Source organism: Candidatus Pelagibacter sp. (assembly GCF_052046145.1).
Taxonomy (GTDB): Bacteria; Pseudomonadota; Alphaproteobacteria; order Pelagibacterales; family Pelagibacteraceae; genus Pelagibacter.
In genome coordinates this window covers 765,223-782,820 of record NZ_JBNGZR010000001.1, presented here as the reverse complement: position 1 = coordinate 782,820, position 17,598 = coordinate 765,223, and the positions used below count along the sequence as shown (strand labels likewise).

18 protein-coding genes are annotated in these 17,598 nt (G+C 31.4%); 12 read left to right on the top strand and 6 right to left on the bottom strand.

Annotated features, from left to right (window positions below):
- Positions 1-9: 9 nt before the first annotated feature.
- From ACTT88_RS04235 to ACTT88_RS04225, 3 genes are read right to left on the bottom strand one after another with little or no spacing between them, the layout of a single operon-like run.
- Positions 10-990: a phytanoyl-CoA dioxygenase family protein gene (locus ACTT88_RS04235; protein ID WP_440908079.1), complete on the bottom strand. Its 981-nt coding sequence runs from the start codon at positions 988-990 to the stop codon at positions 10-12.
- Positions 991-1,021: 31 nt separating this feature from the next.
- On the bottom strand, positions 1,022-1,891 hold the full coding sequence (locus ACTT88_RS04230; protein ID WP_440908078.1) for a 2OG-Fe(II) oxygenase: 870 nt from the start codon (positions 1,889-1,891) through the stop codon (positions 1,022-1,024).
- Positions 1,892-2,836, bottom strand: coding sequence for a ketopantoate reductase family protein (locus ACTT88_RS04225; RefSeq protein WP_440908077.1), 945 nt, complete (start codon positions 2,834-2,836; stop codon positions 1,892-1,894).
- An 88-nt stretch (positions 2,837-2,924) separates the two neighbouring features.
- Between ACTT88_RS04225 and ACTT88_RS04220 the strand changes: the two genes are divergently transcribed.
- From ACTT88_RS04220 to ACTT88_RS04210, 3 genes are read left to right on the top strand one after another with little or no spacing between them, the layout of a single operon-like run.
- On the top strand, positions 2,925-3,902 hold the full coding sequence (locus ACTT88_RS04220) for a DUF1907 domain-containing protein (protein WP_440908076.1): 978 nt from the start codon (positions 2,925-2,927) through the stop codon (positions 3,900-3,902).
- Positions 3,903-3,930: 28 nt separating this feature from the next.
- A complete protein-coding gene (locus tag ACTT88_RS04215; RefSeq protein WP_023854035.1) occupies positions 3,931-4,347 on the top strand; it encodes a MarR family transcriptional regulator in 417 nt (138 codons plus the stop codon).
- On the top strand, positions 4,344-5,159 hold the full coding sequence (locus ACTT88_RS04210) for a 3-methyl-2-oxobutanoate hydroxymethyltransferase (RefSeq protein ID WP_440908075.1): 816 nt from the start codon (positions 4,344-4,346) through the stop codon (positions 5,157-5,159). The genes ACTT88_RS04215 and ACTT88_RS04210 overlap by 4 nt, the downstream gene beginning before the upstream one ends.
- Here ACTT88_RS04210 and ACTT88_RS04205 read toward each other — a convergent pair.
- Positions 5,156-5,950, bottom strand: a complete 795-nt coding sequence (locus tag ACTT88_RS04205) for an HpcH/HpaI aldolase family protein (protein WP_440908074.1) — start codon at positions 5,948-5,950, stop codon at positions 5,156-5,158. The two genes, ACTT88_RS04210 and ACTT88_RS04205, sit on opposite strands and share 4 nt — an antisense overlap.
- A 2-nt stretch (positions 5,951-5,952) precedes the next feature.
- Positions 5,953-7,395, bottom strand: a complete 1,443-nt coding sequence (locus tag ACTT88_RS04200) for an NAD-dependent succinate-semialdehyde dehydrogenase (RefSeq protein ID WP_440908073.1) — start codon at positions 7,393-7,395, stop codon at positions 5,953-5,955.
- A gap of 92 nt (positions 7,396-7,487) precedes the next feature.
- On the opposite strand from ACTT88_RS04200, the gene iolD reads away from it, so the two are divergent.
- The 9 genes from iolD to ACTT88_RS04155 all read left to right on the top strand — a co-directional run bounded on the left by iolD (position 7,488) and on the right by ACTT88_RS04155 (position 16,585).
- Positions 7,488-9,332, top strand: coding sequence for a 3D-(3,5/4)-trihydroxycyclohexane-1,2-dione acylhydrolase (decyclizing) (gene iolD, locus ACTT88_RS04195; RefSeq protein WP_440908072.1), 1,845 nt, complete (start codon positions 7,488-7,490; stop codon positions 9,330-9,332).
- Between the two features lie 6 nt (positions 9,333-9,338).
- Entirely contained in the window at positions 9,339-10,493 is a 1,155-nt protein-coding gene (locus ACTT88_RS04190; RefSeq protein WP_440908071.1) for a Gfo/Idh/MocA family protein, read from the top strand.
- A complete protein-coding gene (locus ACTT88_RS04185) occupies positions 10,494-11,516 on the top strand; it encodes an NAD(P)-dependent oxidoreductase (protein ID WP_440908070.1) in 1,023 nt (340 codons plus the stop codon). It abuts the gene before it with no gap.
- A gap of 22 nt (positions 11,517-11,538) precedes the next feature.
- Positions 11,539-12,288, top strand: coding sequence for an ATP-binding cassette domain-containing protein (locus ACTT88_RS04180; protein ID WP_440908069.1), 750 nt, complete (start codon positions 11,539-11,541; stop codon positions 12,286-12,288).
- A 2-nt stretch (positions 12,289-12,290) separates the two neighbouring features.
- Positions 12,291-13,304, top strand: a complete 1,014-nt coding sequence (locus ACTT88_RS04175) for an ABC transporter permease (protein ID WP_440908068.1) — start codon at positions 12,291-12,293, stop codon at positions 13,302-13,304.
- A 119-nt stretch (positions 13,305-13,423) separates the two neighbouring features.
- Positions 13,424-14,356: a sugar ABC transporter substrate-binding protein gene (locus tag ACTT88_RS04170; protein WP_440908067.1), complete on the top strand. Its 933-nt coding sequence runs from the start codon at positions 13,424-13,426 to the stop codon at positions 14,354-14,356.
- Positions 14,357-14,429: 73 nt separating this feature from the next.
- On the top strand, positions 14,430-14,891 hold the full coding sequence (locus ACTT88_RS04165) for an RbsD/FucU family protein (RefSeq protein WP_440908066.1): 462 nt from the start codon (positions 14,430-14,432) through the stop codon (positions 14,889-14,891).
- A gap of 3 nt (positions 14,892-14,894) precedes the next feature.
- Positions 14,895-15,809, top strand: coding sequence for a ribokinase (gene rbsK / locus ACTT88_RS04160; protein ID WP_440908065.1), 915 nt, complete (start codon positions 14,895-14,897; stop codon positions 15,807-15,809).
- A 14-nt stretch (positions 15,810-15,823) separates the two neighbouring features.
- Positions 15,824-16,585 (top strand): SDR family NAD(P)-dependent oxidoreductase, encoded by a 762-nt coding sequence (locus ACTT88_RS04155; protein WP_440908064.1) that lies wholly within the window; start codon positions 15,824-15,826, stop codon positions 16,583-16,585.
- Here ACTT88_RS04155 and ACTT88_RS04150 read toward each other — a convergent pair.
- Positions 16,582-17,577: a 4-hydroxythreonine-4-phosphate dehydrogenase PdxA gene (locus ACTT88_RS04150; RefSeq protein WP_440908063.1), complete on the bottom strand. Its 996-nt coding sequence runs from the start codon at positions 17,575-17,577 to the stop codon at positions 16,582-16,584. The two genes, ACTT88_RS04155 and ACTT88_RS04150, sit on opposite strands and share 4 nt — an antisense overlap.
- Positions 17,578-17,598 lie beyond the last annotated feature (21 nt).

Sequence of the window (17,598 nt, the reverse complement as noted above, 5' to 3'; positions counted from 1 at the left end):
TTTTAAATATTAAACTAAATTAGACAAATCTCTTTTATTATTCTTATACGTTGGCAGAGGATACTTAAATGCATGTTTTCCAATACGTCTTTCTTTAGCGTTCTCCCACAGAGATAACCATTGTTTAAAATTTTGAACTATAAGATTTTTTTTATTTTTACTTCTAACATAAAAGTTTGGAAGCGGCTCCCTACCTGATGGTTGTCCTGCAACATTATATCTCAAATCAGCACTAATTCTAAAATCATTTGATCTATTCGGTAATGAGCAGTGAATAGAATGCTTGTGCAATAAAATTATATCACCCACATTTGCCTCTAAATAAATGTGTTCCATATCATCAAGTAATTCACTATTTTTTAATTCCACCTGTCCTCTATATCCTGATACGTGGTTTAATAATCCCATTTTATTAATTTTTTTTACTGTAATCATACATCCATTCTTTTTAGTAGTTTTGGTGAAAGGAATCCATACTGTAACCATATCAGTTAATTTTTGTCCTTTAGAATTCAAAACTGCAGCGTCTTGATGCCATGGTGTTCTACCACTTAAGCCGTCATGAATTGATCCTTTTGGTAATTTGTTTTCAGGTTGTTTGATTCTAGTATTTTGAACAGGGTTAGACATTATTTCTTTGCCTAAAATTTTTTCTACAACATCTAAAATACTTTTATTTGTAATTAAATTCCATAATGATTGAGTAGCGAAATAATCACTATCTCTTTTAACATGGTCTCTAGGTAATCTTGTATTAAAGTATTGATCTAGATCATAAATATTAAGTTTTGATATGTATGAATATTTTCTTTTAAAATTTAGATTAAGAACTTTTTTAACCTCAGTTTTTTTTGCATACTTTTGAATGAGACAATCCATGACAAATTCCATATCATTAAGAACTGGTTTTAAGTCTCTTCTATAGTTAAGTATATTTTTAACAATTAAGTAACCATTCTCATATAATTTTTTTTGAAAAGTATTTGTCATTGTTAAAATTTATTTTATCATTGAAATAATTTCAATGGTTTGGTGCTGTGGTTAAATAGTTCGCGTCATGAAAAGAGGTCAACATTCTTTTTTTGTTACTAACTATATGAGGATAATACGAGATTCCTTTATAATTCCATATAACTGGTTTGTTTAAAGCATAACTTCCATAAATAAAAAAACGTTTTGGACAATTTTTCTCTATAAAGCGCTTTACTCCATGATAGGAATTTGGAGTAGATTGAAAAAAAACAACAGTTCCTTTTTTGGGTGTAAAAGACTTAACTATTTCTAGCTCATTTATTTTTGGAAATCTTCTAAAACTTTTTCTTAAATTTTTTTTAATCTTTTTCCTATAGATAGTTAGAGAGCCGCCATTCTTTTTTGGTATGTCTGTTAGATAAATTAAGAAATTATATAACCTAGTTATATCATCCCTATGAGGCCTTAATCTATACCCTCCTTTTGATACTGAAAAATCTATATCTAAATTTACTTTAGGATTAGTATAATTATTACCCAACATTTTTTTTAATTCATTGGAATTTAATTTTTTTTTAATAGTGAACTTTTTAGGATTAAAGGATTTTGGTTTATGTAAATTAACCCACGATCCATCTTTAAAATTTTTTGTGAAAAGATTTTCAATTTTTTTATAAAAAGACTTACTATTAAAAAGCTTAAAAAGTTTTGCAGAGTTAACTGAGTTTTTAATATATGAATTAAAATTTTTCGAACCTTTATTTATTCTGCTTCTACCACCCATAATCATATCATCAAATGATTTAGACTTACTAATTTCTTTAATTAATAAATTACAAATACTTTTAGAAACAACATTGTCACCAACTAAAACTGGAAAGTTACTTTTGATTTTTTTTAATTTATTTGTACTAAGCATTTAGCTGTACATACCTTCTTTCACTTTAATCATTTTATACATAAGGTCATTTAATGGCGTCTTAACACCATGTTTTTTACCTATTTTTGAAACCGCACCACTAATAAAGTCTATTTCAGTTTTTCTCTTGTATTGAACGTCAAAAGCCATTGATGACTTGTTAGTTTGCATTGAATCTACAATTTTATTAAACATAAATAAGCATTCATCTTCAGAAACATTTACACCATCAGCAAGTGCAACTTCTCTAGTTTCTAAAATTATTTCTTTACCTAAACCACGAGATACTTCATTTGCTTTGTTGTTTATATACAAGTCGGTATGATGAAGATCAAAAATTGCAGATAAAGGTCCAATTGCTGTTAGAGCAAAAAGTTTCATCCATTTTCTTTTTTTTACATCTTCAGCCGCAATCATTTCCAAATTATGTGCAGTAAAAGTGTCAGCTATTTCTGTAATTCTTTCTGTTATTCCTCCTTCATATTCACCAATCCAAGATGGTAACGAACCATGATTCATTATATGACCTGGTCCTAAAATATTTGAAGCTTGAGTAGTTGTCCCACCAATTACTTTTTCATTACCCACAATACTCTGAATAATTGCTTCATGACCGATACCATTTTGAAAAGACATGAAGACTGTTTTTTCACCAATAATATTTTTAATACTATTTAGAGCTGGTTCTAATGCAGTTGCTTTACACATAACTATTACAGCATCTATTTTATCTAACGAAGATGGATCTGAAGTGGCTTTAACTTTTATTACTCGATCTCCGCCATGTCCATCCATCTTTAAACCATCTTTATTAATTGCATCAACATGCTCTTTCCAAACATCAATTAAAATTACATTTAAACCTTTTTCTGCAAGCAAACCACCAAATAAGCAGCCCATCGCTCCTGCACCAAGGACAGCTACTTTCAAATCTTTGTTAATCATCGTTACCTTATTTAAAATTATTTATGTATAGAAATTATATATATTATCTATAGACAATATGCAAAATAAATTATAGCTTATTATCATCATGCAATTAAAAATAGAAAAAGGAACTTTTAAAAATTATCTACTAGAAGATATTTCAGATGCGTTAAGAAAAGGATTGTCTGAAAATTTCAAAAACGTTGAGGTAGAAGTGGTAGATTGCCCAAATCTAAGAGATTGGGATTGTCCATCAGAAGGAATTAGTGGAAATCAAAAAATAATAGATGTTGGCGGAGAGCCTTATATGCATGATCCAAAATTTATTGGTGCAGAGTTTGACTATCAAGAAATATCTAAAATGATTGATTCTGAAAAATCTTATGCTTTAGGAGCTGGATCAGGTGCAATGTCATGTTTAGATGGTCATTGTGGAGAATTAGTTATTAATGAAAATTTGATAACTGATGAGTCTAAATCAATAATAGCAAGAGTGAGTCCAGACAAAAAATGTATTGTTGAAAAGTATTCTGCAAAAAAACACGGTGGACTTGGAAACATTTATTATACAGACGGCAAAAAAGGAAAAGTAATTAAAATTAAAATTAAAGGTAGAAATGGAGAACAAGGTTCTTTGCCTCAAGCAATGAGGTCTTCTTTATCAAAAAATTTAAAAATTAAAGATAATGAACATTTGTCTCTTGCTGGCGTATTTAGAGTATTAAATGGAAAAATTAGATCGCATGTGCAACCTGATTATAAAGATATTAAACACGAGTATTATGATCCAAAACAAATGAAATGTGTAAAAGATTTTCTTCAATTTTATGAACCGGTTGGACCAAAATTACAATGTTATTCTATTCTTTGGACTGGTGATCCTACTGGAGGAGAATTAAATCTAAGAGAGTCTGGTGAACATACTCATTTTCATTCTTACGAACATGACAGAGATGCAGGACATTATCATTTTGATGTATCACCTGAAGAAATAGAATATGAAGGTTATTTTAATACCGCAACAGAAGTACATAGAGTTAATAACATTTATAAAGAACTATTAAGTAAAAATAGTATTGAATAGAAAACTCAATGAGTTTAAATTTATTTAAATGAAAAGACAGTTCAAGTATCCTAAGCACTTCGAAGAACAAAAAAAAATTCCAAAACTTACTCAAAAAAGGATTCAATTAGCCGAAATATCACTTGGAGATTTTGAAGGAAGATTAGCTAATGAATTATTGAATTGGTTTTCTTTAACCCCACAACATTGGATAATGTTACATATGGTTATGCTTGCTTATTACAAAAATAAATCAATAACTAAAAATCAATTGCTTAAAGTAATTGAAAAATCATATTTAACCTCAAATGTTTATATCGATACTGCAATTAAAAAAGGTTATTTTAGAATTATAAGAAACGAGAGGGACAAGAGATCTATATTTATTTTACCTTCAGTAATTACCATTAAAACCTTTGAGGAATTTATTGATAGGAGAGATATTCTATATAAAGGAATTAAATGAAGAATATCTATACTTGGGCTGCTAAACCGGCAAGACGAACTTTGACTGTTGGGGATTTAAAAGCAGCAAAAGGAAAAAGAAAATTTACACAAGTTACAGCGAATAGTGTTGAAGAAGCCGAAGCAGCCGAAAAAGCAGGCTTTGATATGATTATATCAAATGCAAAAAATATACTTCCTGTAAGAGAAGGTTCAAAAAATTTATTTTTAACAGCTGCTTTGGTGTTGAATGAGTTTGTAACTGTAGAAGATATTGTGCGTGGAGCTTTTAAAGCATTAGAGAATGGTGCGGATGCAGTTATGACACCAAGAAGTATGGATATAGTTGAAATGTTGGCTAAGGAAGATGTTCCAGTAATGGGTCATTTAGGTTTAGTTCCAAGAAAATCTACTTGGATTGGTGGCTTAAGAGCAGTTGGCAAAACTGCTGATGAAGCTTACGAACTTTTTCAAAAATTTAAAAGATTAGAAGACGCAGGTGCTTTTTCGGCAGAGTGTGAAGTAATACCTGAAAACGTAATGGGTGAAATTTCAAAGCGTACAGACATAGTTACTGTTTCATTAGGTTCGGGTAAAAACGCTGATGTAATGTATTTATTTATGGAAGATATCTGTGGCGACACAGAAAATCCCCCAAGACATTCAAAAGCATATGGAAATTTATTGAGACTTAGAAATGAAATAAAACTAGAAAGAGTAAAGGCTCTAAAGGCTTTTAAAAAAGATTCAATGAATGGAAAATTTCCTGGAAAAAAACAATCTTCTAATTTAGAAGAAAAACAATTCGAGGAATTTTTAGAACAACTTGATTAGTAAGTTGAGTTATCGTCTTTTTTTGATAAAGAACCCTTCATTTTATCTACTGTGGCTTTAGCGCCAGCACTTAAAGCTCTTAAATCAGATGCTATAGTCACAAAATCAAAACCTTTTTCAATCATCTTGGTAGCATATTCTGTAGTACCATTATGAATTCCAGCAAAAATATTATTTTTTTTAGCATGTTCTAAAATTCTTAAAATTTCAGAATAAGCTTTTGTAGTCTCTGACCTATCAAAACCAGGTTTTTCACCTATTGCTAAACTTAAATCTGCTGGGCCAATATAAATACCATCGACACCTGGTGTAGACATTATCTCATCAAGATTTTCTAAAGATTCTTTTGTTTCTATCATTGCTAATTTTAGTATTTCTTCATTAGCGTGATCAGCATAATCAGCTCCACCATAAATTAGCCCTCGTATAGGGCCAAAACTTCTGTAGCCATCAGGTGGATACATGCATGCTTGAACAAAATTTTCTGCCTCTTTTTTATTGCTTACCATTGGACAAACAATTCCATAACACCCAGCGTCTAAAATTTTCATAATTTGACCTGGTTCATTCCAGTTAACTCTAGCTAAAGGAGTTACATCTGTTGTTGATATTGTTTGCATCATTGGAAGTGCATTACTGTAATCAACTAAACCATGTTGCATATCTACTGTAAGAGAATCCCATCCTTGATGAGCCATTGCTTCAGCAGATGCTGTGCTAGGAATGGCGCACCAACCATTGATTACAGGCTTACCTTCCTTCATCATTTGTTTGATTTTATTTTTTCTCATTTTTAGATTTTTAAACCCATGTGAGTGTATTTCACATTTAGATAATCTTTTATCGCACCTGAACCACCTTCACGTCCATAACCAGTTTGTTTTATTCCTCCAAAAGGTGCCTCAGCAATAGCAACAACTCCAGTATTAACTGCAACACAACCTGACTCTAATTTCTCAGATCCAATGTGAGCTTTGTCCATAGAGTTAGTGTATAAATAACTACATAGTCCTAAGTCATTATCATTTGCTCTTTCAATTACCTCATCAAAAGTTTTAAAAGTTAAAATTGGAACTAGTGGACCGAAAGGCTCTTCTTTCATGATTGTAAAATTATCTTTAACGTCATCAAAGACTGTTGGTTCATAATAATATCCCTTATTGAAACCAGAGGGTTTTTGTCCACCCATTAACACTTTAGCTCCTTCCTTTTTAGTAGTTTCAACTAGTCTTTCTATTTCCTCTAATCTCTTAGCAGTAGTTAAAGGGCCCAGATCCACACCCTCGTCCATACCGTTTCCAATTTTTAATTTTTTTGCTCTTTCAATGAAAGCATTAACAAAATCCTCTTTTCTGTTCTCTTGGATATAAAATCTATTAGGTGAAATACAGACCTGACCATTATTTCTAAATTTACCAGTTATTGCTATATCAGCTACTTTGTTCATATCTACATCTTCACACACAATAAAAGGTGAGTGTCCACTAAGTTCCATAGTAACTCTTTGAACTTTATCAGCTGCTTTTTTTAAAATAATTTTACCAACTCTAGTTGATCCAGTAACTGAAACTTTTTTAATTATATCCGATTCCATTAATTCATTTGAAATTTCAGCAGGATCGCCCGACAAAAGACTAACGACACCATCTGGTACACCTGCTTCTTTGCAAATATTTACTAATTCCATTACAGCGCCAGGAGTAATTACATCTGGTTTACAAATTACTGAACATCCTGCAGCTAAAGCAGTAGAAATTTTTCTAGATGCTAAAACTATTGGGAAATTCCAAGGAACTAAAGCTGCAACAACTCCCACGGGCTGATAGTAAACATGAACTCTAGTATCTGGAAATCTACTTTGTTGTGTTTGACCATAAATTCTTTTTGTTTCTTCAGCATTCCACTCAAAAATATCAGCTCCACCACCTACTTCACCAACAGCTTCTGCAAGAGGCTTTCCAACTTCAAGAGTTAACCATTTTGCTATTACATCTTTTTTCTCTCTCATCATGTCTGCAATTTTTCTAAGTACATAAGCTCTTTGCCATGGCGCAGTATTTTTCCAAACTTCCAAACCTTTTTCTGCAGACTTTAATGCTTTTTGTACTTCAATAGATGAAGCTTTTGATGCTTTTCCAATTACTTCTTCTGTTGCAGGGTTGATTACGTCGTAAGTTTCTTTTTTTTCTGCTTGTTGCCACTTCCCATCAATGAATTGTCCAAATTTTTCGTACATAGAATTTATTTTTAAGTTTACTTAGTTAGGTTTTTTATTTTATAAATAGAATTATATATAAACACTATACATATTAAAAGATAAACATATTAATGAAAAAAATTACTCTCACATGTGCTCACGCGATAGTAAAATATTTGATTGCTCAGAAAATATTAATTAATGGTAAAAAAGAACCGTTATTTCCAGGTGTCTTTGGGATCTTTGGACATGGAAATGTAGCTTGTTTAGGTCAAGCACTAGAAGAAAGTAAAAAAGAACTTCCAACATATAGAGGACACCATGAACAAAATATGGCTCTTACTGGAATTGGTTATGCTAGAGCAAAAAGACGACAACAAATTTTTGTAGCAACATCCTCTGTTGGGCCCGGTGCAACAAATATGGTTACAGCTGCAGCAGTTGCTTTGAGTAACAGATTACCTATTTTGTTTCTACCAGGAGATACTTATGCAAACAGAATGCCAGATCCGGTGTTGCAACAAGTTGAGCATTTTAATAATCCTGGAATAACAGCTAATGATGCGTTTAAACCAGTTACAAGATATTTTGATCGAATAACTAGACCAGAACAGATTATTCAATCATTCCCAGCAGCAGTTCATACAATGTTAGATCCTGCAGACTGTGGTCCAGCATGTATTGCTTTAAGCCAAGATGTTCAAGGTCAAGCCTTTGATTATCCAGAAGAGTTTTTTAAAGAAAGAGTACATACAATTAGAAGACCAAGACCAGATGAATTTCAAATTAAAGAGGCAGCAGAAAAAATTAAGTCATCTAAAAATCCAATTATAATTTCAGGTGGTGGGGTTTTTTACTCAGATGCAATGGAGGAGTTGAGTCAGTTCGCGATCAAACATAATATACCAGTTACGCAAACTGTAATGGGATATTCTACAATGAAAAGAGACCATTCTCATTTTGCAGGTCAAATTGGTGGTTTAGGTGGAAAAAATACAAATACTTTAGCAAAAGAAACAGATTTAGCAATTGCAGTTGGAACCAAACTTGCAGATTTTACAACTGGATCATGGGCAAATTTTGAAAACAAAAATTTTAAACTAGTTTCAATAAATGTATCAAGATTTGATGCTAACAAACATTTAGCGCAAGCTGTTATTGGAGATGCTAAAGTTTCATTAACAGAGCTTTCACAAGTATTAGGTAATTGGAAAGCTGGAGAAGAATGGAATAAAAAATCTCAAATTGAACTCAAATCATGGAATGATCATATAGATAAAGAGAGTGCGCCAACAAATCAAGAAGTTCCAAGTTATGTCCAGGTAATTGGTGCAATTTATAGAAAATCTGACCCAACAGATATAGCAGTTACCGCAGCAGGAGGCTTAGTTGGTGAAGTTGTTCAAGTTTGGAGACCTAGAGAATTAAATACTCATGAAACAGAGTGGGGTTTTAGTTGTATGAGTTATGAAATTTCAGGAGCACTTGGAATAAAAATGGCAAATCCAGATAAAGAAGTAATTTCTTTTGTAGGAGATGGCTCTTATCTTTTAAATAACACAGATATTTATTCATCAGTTATTACAAAAAATAAATTAATAATTATAGTTTGTGATAACGGTGGGTTTGCAGTTATCAATCGACTTCAATTATTTAAAGGTGGTAAAGAATATAATAACTTATTAAAGAGCTCTAATACTCCTGGATTAGTTGATGTTGATTTTGCAAAACACGCAGAAAGTATGGGAGCTAAATCAGAACATGTTAATTCAATTTCAGATCTTGAAGCTGCATTTAAAAGAGCAAAAGCATCTGATGTAACATACGTTATTTCAATTAAAACTCATGCCTATAAGTGGGTTGAGGGTTCTGCTTTTTGGGACAGTCCAACACTTGAAATTCCTAAAACTAAAGAAAATGAAGAGGCTTTAAAACTTTATAAAGAAGGAAAAGATAAACAAAGACAAGGCGTATAAATCTTTATGAATAAAATTTTTAAGGTCGGTCTTATAGGCTGTGGTCACATCGCCGAGACATACTTTAGAGGGCAACAATATTTTAATAATTTTAAAATAATTGCCTGTGCAGATATTGATCAAAAAGCAGCCGATAAATGTGCAAAATTATACAATATTAAATCTAAAACAGTTTCAGAAATTTTAAAAGATAATGAAATAGAAGTTATTTTAAATTTAACAATTCCACAATCTCATTATTCAGTATCAAAAAAAGTTTTGAACTCAGGTAAACATGTTTATTCAGAAAAACCACTAGCAACTTATTTTGCAAAAGGTAAAGAACTAGTCTCTCTAGCAAAAAAAAATAAACTTTATCTTGGAAACGCTCCAGATACATTTTTAGGTGGAGGAATTCAAAAAGCTAGAGAATTAATTGATTCAGATTTGATTGGAGAGATTAAACTTGGTAATGCAATTTTCGCATTTCCTGGAGTAGAGTCTTTTCATCCAAAACCTGAGTCTTGGTATAAAAAAGAAGGAGGTCCAGTAATCGATATGGGACCATATTTTTTTACAACATTGGTAAATTTACTTGGACCTGCAAAACAAGTTCAAGGAAGAACATTAACTGCTTTTAAAAAGAGAATTTATGGAGTGGGACCTAAAAAAAACAAATCATTTAAAGTGGAAACACCTACAACATATTTAGCGACAATCCAATTTCACAGTGGTGCTATAATTCAAGTAACACTCTCATTTGATGTAATTAATCATCAAAGAAACCATATGGAGCTTTATGGCACAAAAGGATCGATTATTGTTCCAGATCCCAATATGTTTGGGGGTTCTGTTTTTATTTCTGTTACAGAAGGTGGAAAATGGGGTGAACATAAAACAGACAAGATGCATTTAGGAAAAATAAACATAACCTCATCTAGTGGAAGATCAAATGAAGCTGCTACAAATGCAAACTATCGGAGTGTTGGTTTATCTGAAATGTTATATTCTATTCAAAAAAACAAAAAACATAGGTGTTCAGGTGATTTATCTTTACATGTATTAGATATAATCGAGTCAACCATGAGGGCAGCTAACACAGGGACTCCTCAAAAAATAGAAACAATATGTGATAGACCAAAAAAATTTACTGAAGAAGAAGTAAAAAAAATTTTAATTTAAATGTCAAAACCAATTGTTATATCTGATCCTTTTCCAAGAACATTGGATCTGATTTTTACAAAAAAAAAATTAAAAGAATTAAAAACAAAATATAAAGTTTTAATAGCACCTAATAAAAAAAAAAGACAATTTTATGAAAACTATATTAATAAAGCTACTTTCATAATGGGTCAGCCAGACTTAGATAAAAAAATTTTGTCAAAAGCAAAAAAATTAAAAGCAATAATAAATGTTGAAAGTAATTTTATGAACAATGTTGATTATACTTATTGTTCTCAAAAAGGAATTTATGTAATTGCAACCTCTCCAGTATTTTCAAAGCCTGTAGCAGAAATTGCATTAGGAATGACACTTTCTTTGTTAAGAAATATTCATAATGCTCATTTTGATTTTGTAAAAGGTAAAGAGAAATATGGATTAGAAAGTAATTTAAAAGCATCACTTTTATCAGGAAAAAAAATTGGATTATTAGGATTTGGCGACCTAGCAAAATCGTTATATCCATTGTTGCTGCCTTTTACTAAAGATATAAATGTTTATGACCCTTGGTTGTCTAAGAACAAAATTAAAAGCTTTGGATTTAATCCAGTTAGCTTAAATAATATGTTTAAAACGTGCGAAATTATTTACGTATTAGCAGCAGTAACAACTAAAAATAAAAATTTAGTAAACAAACGTTTAATTAATAAAATGAAAACAAACTCATTATTTATATTGATGAGTCGAGCAGCAGTTGTAAATTTTAAAGACTTGATCAAGAGAGTTAAAAAGGGAGATATTTATGTAGCTACAGATGTATTTCCTGAGGAGCCAGTGAGAAAAAATGACCCAATCAGAAAAGTTAAAAATATTTTGTTTTCAGCACACAGAGCTGGAGCTTTGACAGAGGCTTTTTTTGCTATGGGGGACATAGTTTTAAAGGACATGCATTTAATATCAAAAAATTTAAAACCTAAATTTTGTAAAAAGGCTGAATTAAAGACAGTAGGATTATTAGCTTCAAAACCAGTTGCAATTAATTGATATTTTAATAATTTTATAATTTATGTCATCAACTACTAATCCACTACTAGAAGCAAAAGGAATAACAAAATATTTTGGAACCATAACAGCTTTGGAGAATGTAAACTTAAAAGTTCACGCGGGAGAATGCTTAGGTGTTGTTGGAGATAATGGTGCTGGGAAATCAACTTTGATGAAAGTATTATCTGGTCTTTATAAACCTAGTGCAGGCTCATTATTCTTTCAGGGTAAAGAGGAAATTTTAGAAAGTCCAAGAGACTCTCAAAACTTAGGATTAGAAATGGTTTATCAAGATCTCGCATTAGCAGGTAACTTACCAATAGGAGAAAATATATTTCTTGGAAGAGAACCCACTAAAAATTTAGGATTTATAAAATTATTAGACTTTAATAAAATAAAAGAATTAACAAATGCTCACCTAGATAAATTAAAAATAAATGTAAAAAGTGCAGATCAAAAAGTGGAGGAACTATCAGGTGGTCAAAGACAAGCTGTTGCAATAGCCAGATCTACAGCTTTTAATGCTAAAGTAGTAATTATGGATGAACCAACTGCTGCATTAGCAATCAAAGAAGTGGGTAAAGTATTAGATTTGATTAATAGTTTAAAAAAAACAGGTGTTGGAGTGATTGTAATAAGTCATAGAATGGATGATATATTTACAGTATGTGACAGAGTAATGGCTTTGTTTCAGGGAACAAATTTTGCAGAAGCAAGTCTATCAAATACTTCTAGAGATGAAGTGATTGGTTGGATTATGGGAAAAAAATAAATATGGAAGATAAAGATAAAAAAATTGTAAGTCTTCATTTGAAACTAATGCCATATTTAGAAAAATATGGAATTCTTCTTTTATTAGTAATTATGATTTTGGTTATGCACATATTACAACCAGATGTTTTTTTATCTTGGAGAAATGTAACTAACGTTTTTAAACAAATATCTTGGCAGTCGATGTTAGCTTTGGGAGTATTTATGGTAATTGTGACTGCTGGAATAGATCTTTCAGTCGGTTCAATCATGATGTTATCGTTAATGATTTTAGCTGTAGTTGCTAAAGCTGGAGCGCCTTGGTACATTGTGGTTATTACACCTTTGATTGCAGGGTTTTTGTGTGGTCTATTTAATGGTCTTGGTATCACCTTACTTCGCATGCCTCATCCTTTTATAATGACTTTAGGTACACTTTATATATTTAGAGGAACTGGAAACCTAATCTCTGGTGGAACCCCTATAAGTGGTTTTACAGACGAAGTTAGGTACCTGGGTCATGGAAGAATTGATCTTCAATGGTTAGGATTAGAAAAATCGCAGTACCTTCCTGTAAGTTTAGTATTAATTGCAATTGTATATATAATTTTTTGGATTTTCTTAAATCATAGCAAAACTGGAAAATGGATTTATGCAATTGGAGGAAACCCAAATGCTGCTAGGGCATCAGGAATAAATGTTAACAAAATTTTAGTTATAGTTTATTCATTATGTGGATTTCTATCTGGCATTGGTGCTTTAATTTTAGCTGGCAGAACTGACTCGGGTTATCCCAACGCTGGACTTCAATCTGAACTTGATGCGATCGCTGCATGCATAATTGGAGGCGCAAGTTTTTTTGGTGGTAGAGGTACAGTTTTAGGAGTATTTGCAGGTGTAATGATTATGGGAATTTTAAGAAATGGTCTAAATTTGATGGACGTTAGTTCTTTTTGGCAGCAAGTTTTAATAGGTTCAATAATAGTTCTTGCAGTTTATATAGATGTATTAAGAAGAGATTTGGGAACTAGAAAGTAAATTATACGCACTTACACGCATTAGTTGTATTCAAAATTGTCTTAACACCTTTATAAACAGTTGAACTCTTCTCATTTTTTTTATTTAATTTAGTTATTAAATAACAATAGGGGAAATAAATGAAAAACTTAACACGAAAAATTGTTGTTTTTTTTACAGCAATTTTTTTATCAATCAGTTTAGGTTCAGTATCTTTTGCTGATGGACATGGTAAAAAAATCCTATTCAGTATTAAAGGTCCTGGATCTGGAAATCCTTTTTGGGCATCTGTAACAAAAGGTGCTGAAGAGGAAGCTAAAAAACTAGGCGTTAAATTAATTTTAATTGCACCTCCTCAAGAGGGAGATGTTCAGGCACAGATAAACCAAGTAGAAGACCAATTAGCGAAAGGTGTTGATGCTTTAGCACTAGCACCAGGAGATCCAAATGCTTTTGCTCCGATCGTTGATGATGCTATCAAAAGTGGAGTTCCAGTTGTATTCGTTGATACAAAGGGAATTAACGAAGGAGTAACTTTTATTGGAACGAACAACATGAATGGTGCAGAGTTAGCTGCAAAATTTATTTGTGATAAAACTCCTAAAGGTTCAGATGTTGCAATTTTAACTGGTATTGAGTCACAATCTACAGCGTTGTTAAGAAGAGATGGCGCTATAAAAGGTTTTAAAAATTGTGGATTAAATATTGTTGCAACTCAAACTGCTGAGTGGGACACCGCAAAAGGTAGATCTGTAACTGAGTCGATCATTTTAAAAAATCCAAACATCAAAGCAATATTTGCTTCAAATGATAATATGGGCTTAGGTGCTATGCAGGCTCTTAAAGATGCGGACATGAATGATGTGGTTGTGGTAGGATTTGATGCTACACCAGATGCAGCTACAAGTATCTTAAAAGGAGAGATGACAGCAACGATTGCTCAGTTTTCTTATAATATGGGTGCATATGGGGTTAAATATGCGCTTGAATTAGCTAATGGTGGAAGTATTGATCCAAATATCGATACAGGAACACAATTAGTAACAAAAGAAAACGCTAACGATTTTAAATAATCGATAGGTATATAATTTAAAAAAAAGGGTGGAATTTAATTCCACCCTTTTTTTTTATGTAATATAATAATTTATGCTTATTAAAATTGATCCAGTATTAAGCCCAGATTTACTTTTTCATTTAAGATCTATGGGTCATGGAGAAAAACTAATATTAGCTGATGCTAATTTTCCAGCAAATACTACCAACGATAAAATAATAAGATTAGACGGAGTCGGTATAAAAGAAGCTGCCTCTGCTATACTTTCAGTTTTTCCACTTGATAGTTTTATTAATTCAAAAGGAGGATCTCCAGCTTTAAGAATGGAAGTAGATGATAAACCTGAGGAGTTAACTGAAACACATAAAGAATTTATTGAAGTTGTAAAAAAAATTTCAGGAGATAATTGGAATGTGGGGTCAATTTCAAGACAAGAGTTTTATCAAGAGGCAAAGAAAGCTTATTGTATAGTTACTACAACAGACGCAAGACCATTTGGTTGTTTTATTCTCACCAAAGGTGTCATTTTACCTGACGGAAACGTTTGGACTTAAAAAATGAAAATCATTTCAGTTTTTGGTGTATTTGTTGCAGATCTTTGCTTCATATCTAATGCGATCCCTGAAAAAGGACAAACTATTCTAGGTTCGCAACATATTATTGGACCAGGTGGAAAAGGTTCAAATCAAGCAATAGCTGCAGCTAAACTCAATGGGAGTATAAATTTTATCACAAAAATTGGCAAAGACAAAAATGGTGAGATGGCTTTAACTTTATATAAAGAATTGGGCATCGACACTGCTTGCATAATTCAAGACGAAAATCACTCAACTGGAGTTGCAGGAATAATGGTAAATGAAAAAACAGGTGAGAATGCAATAAATATAATACCTGGTGCTGCTGGTACACTTACCCTTGATGATATTGATAGAAATTTAAATTTTATTGCAAAAGCAGAAATATTTTTAACACAATTAGAAACACCTTATGAGGTTACTAGCTATGCATTAAAAAAAGCTAAAGAAAAGGGATTAGCCACAATATTAAATCCAGCACCAGCATGCAAAATCAAAGATGATGATTTTGACTTAATAGATTTTTTTACACCTAATGAAACTGAAGCAGAATTTTATTTAAATAAAAAAATTGAAACAGAAAAAGATATCAAAAATGCCTCAGAAGAATTTTTAAAAAAAGGTATTAAAAACATAGTTATAACTTTAGGTGAAAAAGGATGTTATTTTGCAAATAAAAAAGAAAATTTTTTCGTAGAAGCATTTAAACTTAAAGACCCAGTCCTTGATACTACTGGTGCAGGAGATGCTTTCAACGGTGCTTTAGCTGTTGGGTTATCAAAAGATTTAGATATTAAAGAAGTACTTACTTTTGCGAATAAGGTAGGAGCAATTTCAACTACAAAACAAGGCGCAGCAGCCTCAATGCCATCAATGGAAGATTTAAATAATTATTAATACTATTTCCAAAAATGAAAACTGAATATTTTGATCTTAAAAAAAAAAGAGCTTTAGTTTCAGGTGGAGCTTCGGGAATTGGATCATCAATTGTTGAAAATCTTTGTGAGCAAGGAGTTGAAGTATATTTTTTTGATATTAATAAAAATGAGGCAAAAAAAACTATAAATAAAATTAAAAAAAAAAAATTTAAAACCCCTTCATTTGTAGAATGTAATATTACAAATATTAAAAAATATAAATCCTCAATTTTAAACATTATTAAAAAACAGGGTCCTATTGACATTTTAGTTAATAATGCCTCTAACGACCAAAGACATAGTTTAGAGAAAATTACAGAAAAATATTGGGATGATAGAATGGCAATTAATTTAAAGCATTATTTGTTTGCAATACAATCAGTTAAAAAAAGCATGATAAAAAACAAAGGTGGATCAATAATAAATTTAGGTTCTGTCAGTTGGGTTAGGGGAGCAGTAATGTTTCCAGCATATAGTACTGCAAAAGCAGGAATTCATGGATTGACAAGATCTTTAGCAAGAGATTTAGGAAAATATAATATAAGAATTAACTCAATTGCTCCCGGTTCTGTTGCTACCGAAAGACAATCAAAGTTATGGCTTAATCCAAAATTTAAACAAGAAATATTAAAAAATCAGGCTTTAAAAAAACAATTATTACCTAAAGATGTTTCAAAAATGGTTTTATTCTTAGCATCTGATGTTTCATCAGGATGTACAAAACAAAACTTTACAGTGGACGCAGGATTAATTTAGTTTTTCTTATTTTGCGACATTGATAAAGCAATTTTAAAAGAGTTTAAAATTGGATCTAAGTTAGCCTCATTTTTTCCTGCAATAGCAAATGCAGACCCATGAGCAGTAGTCGTTACTGGTACGGTTAATCCACCCTGAACTGTTACTCCTCTATCAAAACCAAATGCTTTAAGACCAGATTGTAACGCGTCATGATACATGCCAACCATACAATCATGGTTTTTATTTTTATAGGCTACGACAAAAGAGGTATCGCATGGCAATGGCCCATCAACATTGTAGCCAAGTTTTTTTGCTTCCTCAATTGCAGGAATGATTTCATCTTTTTCTTCTGTACCAAACTCTGCGTGAGGATTAAGAGCTTGAATGGCGATTCTAGGATTCTTTACACCATTTAACTCCATAACCTCATTTATTAATTTAATAGGCTTCATTATATTTTCTTTAGTAATGTGTTGAGCAACTTCTTTAATCGGAATATGAGATGTTACTCTTGCCGTCCAAAAATTATCTATTACATTAAACTCACAACAAAAACTATTTACTTCAAGTTTTTCAGCCATTAACTGTAATTCATCTGAATGTTTGTTGCCTCCAAGTTTTAAACTTGTCTTATTCATTGGCGCAAAATTAATTGCATCTATTTTTTTTTCCTTAGCAAGAGTTAAAGCTAAATCCAAAGCTTGTAGTACGCTTTCTCCAGATTCTTTTGATGGTTCCGCTAATTTATATTTATGATTTTTTCCTTTAGAAATATCTAATAAAAATCTATTTGATTTATCAAAATTTACCTCATCAAAATTTTCTACAACATCTATATTATGTGAAATTCCTGTAATACTATTTCCACTTTCAAATACTTGCTTTTCACCAATTATGACAATGTTTGCTTTTTTTGTCATCTCATCATTTAAAAGCTTTGAAATTAATTCTGGTCCAATCCCAGCTGGATCACCAAGTAGAAGAGCAATGTTAGATTTATTTTCAGTCATTTTTTTCTTTACGTCTTGTAG